Genomic DNA, 4279 nt, shown 5'->3' with positions numbered 1-4279 from the left:
TGAAGTTCACCGTCAGAGTGCCGGAGAAGCCGGGATTATCGACGCTCAGGCCGAAGGCCAAGTTGGTGACACCCGTGTCGCCGGTCTCGACCAGCATCGGCGCATCGGCGATCGAGAGGACGATGGCAGGCGGCGCTTCGGCGACGTCCTGCAGAAGGATGGTGAACTCGCGGCTGTCAATGAGATCGCCGCCCGCTGCCGGATCGAGATCGTAGGTGTCGATCACGACCTGATACTGATTGTCGACGATCTGGAAGGCGTCCTGGAACTCGTAGTCCATGTCTTCGCCGGCGACGACCAGCTGGTAGAGCGGGTTGCCCGGAAAGTCCTGCCCGCTCTGGACTATTTCGAACCGGCCGCCGGCATCGAACCCCGCACGGATCTGATGGAACTGCCCGGCTTCCCCTTCGTGGGTGGGCGGTATCTGGGTGGTCACCATTGTGCCCGGAGCCGCATTCTCCTCGACCGAGAAGGGAGCCGTCGGTGTCGCCGTTGCAGCGGAGTAGACCCGTTCGGTGATGCCATTGTTGTCCTTGAATACGGCCACCGCACGGAGGCTGCCTTCGATGTCGGTCTCACGCACCGTGTATTCAGTTTGATTGGTCGCCACCGTGGTCCAGGTCGGCTTGCCGCCAAGCATGGACTGCCATTCGATCTGGAACCCCTGGGGCAGGCCGTTCGTCCCCAGCGTCAGGCCGTCGGCGTCAGCGAGATCGAAGGCCGCCGCGCTCAGCACCTGGCCCACGAAGGGCGTCACACTGCCGAGTAGCTGTGTCGGATCCGCAATCTCCACGAAACCCGTCGCCCGTTGGTTGGTGCCATTGGCGGCGTTGCGGATATCGATCGTCTGGTCGGAGAACTGCAGCATCTCGATGTTCTTCAGCAGATCTGTATCATCGGTGAGCTGGTTGCGCGTCGGCAACTCGACCCCATCGACGATCGCGCCTGTCCTGCCATCGTCGAGATCGGTGACGGCGATGAAACCGTCGCCGTTCAGGTCGTAGGCGGCCTGTGCGACGTCCTCGCCCGGATCATCGAAGTCGCCATCGCCGTTTAAGTCGATGAAGTGGTCGCGGCCTTCGATGCTATACTCGGCGAAGGTGCCGCGGAACACGGCGGTGTCGATGTTGTTCTGTGGGGTGTCGTCATACTTGATCTCGCGCACGATGCTCATGTCGGCAGGCTTGATGGTCCGGTCGAGCAGCAGCGACTTGAGCGAGCGGCCCCCGAAGGCGAGATCGCCAGTCTCGAGGTTGTAGACCCGGCCCGCCTTCGCCCCCGCCACCATCGTGTCGGTAGTGAGCGACTCGGCGGTATATTCGGTGCCGCCCACCATGATGCGAATCCGCACGTTCAACCAGGCGTCGCCGTCGATGAGATCATAACCACCGCGCCCCATGATCACGTCGTTGCCGTTGCCGCCCATTAGGATGTTACCGTCACGGTAGCTCGAGATGTCTGCGCCCGGGACGGCGCCGAAAAGCGTCTCCCGCGCGCCGCCCATCCACTCCTCAAGGCCGTCTATGCGATTTATACCTTCCTGGGTGAGAATGTGATTGACAAAGCTCGCTTCCGCCTCGGCGCCTGGTCCGACACCGCCAAGAATTTGACCGCGCTCGTCGCCGGCGAGCCTGTCATCGAATTTCCAGCCCGACAGAGCCTCCATCTGGTCGAAGCGATCGCGCAGGATCTGCTGCGGGTCAGTGGTAAAGATCGGGATCGCCATGTCGTGGTCGACACCGGCGACATCGAACTTTGCGGTGCTCCAGTCGAAGCCGAACATGCCTTCGAAGCGCTGGACGCCGATGCCCGACAGGGCGATGTCGTCCCCCGATTCCAGATCGTAGTCTTGGTCGTTGCCCTGACCCCAAGCAACGTCGTGGCCGATGATCGAGGAGTTGAAGAACAACTCCGAGTTCTCCCCGGCAATGACGTCGAAGCCTTCGCCACCCTCGATCCAGTCGTCGCCCTCACCGCCGTGCAGCAAGTCGGGGCCGGAGCTGCCGAGGATGAAGTCGTTCCCCTCGTCGCCGAAGGCTTCGGCTGCGTCCTGGCCGAGGAAGATCGCGTCGTCGCCCTCGTTGCCAAAGGCCAGCGTGAAGCCCCGCGCCGTGGAGATGACGTCGTTGCCGGCGTTGCCGCGCAAGAAATTCTCCCCGAACGGATCCTCGATGATGTCGTCGCCATCGCCGCCATAAACTTCGTCGGCGCCTTGACCGCTGTTGATGTAGTCGTCGCCGCCATCGCCCCAGATGGTGTCGTCGCCGATGTCGGAAATCAGCCGGTCGTTACCCTCGGTGCCGCCGATCACCACATGCTCGCCACCGCGGAATCGCAGCGTTCCGCCGACGTCGTGGCCGCCATCCGCCGTCACACCGCTGTAGGAGCGGGTCACCTTGGGATCGAGCGATTGCAGGATCGGATCGTCCCACACCGGATCGGAACCGGAGCGATTGGGGGAGGTGTCGTCGGGGTTATAGTCCTCCTGGGCGATCCCGCGGTCCAACTCGAGGATCATGTCGGGTGTGACGAATATATGCGAGCTCAGATGCGTCGCATACTTATCGCCAAGTTCGCTGTTGCGCATGATGATGTCGGAGAACGTGTTCTGCTCAAGCTGGTTGAGCATGTTCAGACCCTGCGTGCGGGACAGATAGTAGAACCGATCGCCGTTCTGCAGGCGTTCCATCTGGTATTCAAAGATGAAGTTAAAGGTCGAGCCCAGCATGCCGCCGAATTCGTTCAACCGCTCGGCCAAGCCGCCGATCCAGAGGTCGACGTTGTCGAGGCCCCCCTTCTCGCTGAGATAGTCACCGCGGGCGTTGAGGAAATCGATCCGGTCCTCCGGTGCCTCGGCGCCGCCGAGGACGAGCAAGGTGGCCGCATCACGCTTCGCTTGCAGCGTCCCGGCATTCTCGACCGTGGCGTGGGTCCCGTAGGCGGCGATGAAATTGATCACCGAGAGCGGGTTTTTGATGTTCTGGACGAAATCGTTCCAGCTCGTGTAGGGCTTCAGGTCTGGCAGGCCGAAATCATTGGAGAGCTGCGCGCGAGTCTCGTTGAGCGACGGCACGCCGGTCTCGCGGCCGCGTGCGATGTTGAGCGCTGCGAGATCGAGCGGCAGGCCGAGGAGGTTCGACTGCAACGCCGGGACAACAAATTCGTCGATCTCGTTGCCGACATCGCGCGACATGCCGCGCAACAGCGCGCCCTGAATGGCTGCGACGTCCGTGCCGCCGTCGAGATATTCGTCCGGGTTCAGAAAGGCCTCGATCAGGGAGAGCTGGTCGCCGCCACCGACAACGCCCAGCTCGTTGTCGAGCCGGTCCACCGAGCCATTCAACATCGAGTGACCGAACCGATACACGGTGTGGGCGAACTCGGCGATGATCGAGCCGTCGATATCGGCGGTGTTGGTGAACACGAAGGGATCGATGGCGGGCTGGATGCGCCGCGCGAACTCTTCGAAGACCATGTGCTGGTACTGCATCTCGGTCGAGAAGCGCCCGGCCTGGAACAGGCGCGCCCCGTCCCATTCGAGCGCCGGGTCGTCCACGCTGGTCGGGATCGGATCGTTCGGGCCGAGATCGACCAGCAGCCACTCGTTGATGAAGGCCCGATCGCCGCTGTCGAGGATAGTCTGCTTGTTGGCTTCGACGACGCGGTTGTGCTCCGAGTGGAATACGGTGTGAATCGCGGTCAGGCCGATGTTCTCGTTGCCCCGGCCGTCACCCGAGATGAAGTGCCTGTCGAGAAGCTCGTTGTCATACTCGGTGATCTGGCCGCGCTGGTTTGTCCCCACCGCGTTGCCGGCCACGTCGTCGCCATCGGCTGCGATCGCGGTAACGGGCACTTCGGGTGTGCCCGGATTGCGGTCATGATCGACCATGCGGACTTCGCCGTTCTCATCGAGCAGGTCGGTGGGAACGGCGGTGTGGGCGATGTCGGCCAGGAAGGCGACGCCGCTGGCGAAGCTGCCCTCGGTGGTGACGCCTTGGGCAGTGCCCTCCTTCAGCCAGGTTTCGGCATGGTCATCATCGGGCGCCATTACCAGCTGGGCATAGCCTTGGTTTCCCAGGATCAGGTTGCCGTACTGATCCGTCAGCAGCAGCGGCACGCGATGCACGTCGGTGTCCTGCAGGCGGATGCCGAGCATCGAGAGCGCCTGCGCCTTGACCTCGCCCCAGTTGGCAAGGGCGCCGTCCTTGTTGCCGAAGCCGGAGTTCGCCTTGCCGTCGAGCAGATGGCCGGTCGAATAGGCCTTCTCGCCGTCGCCGAT

At 62.9% G+C, this 4279-nt stretch carries 1 protein-coding gene; it reads right to left on the bottom strand.

Going from position 1 to position 4279, the window contains the following annotated elements; translation table 11 throughout:
• On the bottom strand, positions 1-4279 hold a 4279-nt coding region (locus tag FD715_RS21635), incomplete at both ends, for a peroxidase family protein (protein ID WP_304649982.1).

Source organism: Tateyamaria sp. syn59 (genome assembly GCF_007995245.1).
GTDB lineage: Bacteria > Pseudomonadota > Alphaproteobacteria > Rhodobacterales > Rhodobacteraceae > Tateyamaria.
The sequence above is the reverse complement of the archived record's forward strand: the minus strand, read 5'-3'. Positions and strand labels throughout refer to the sequence as shown.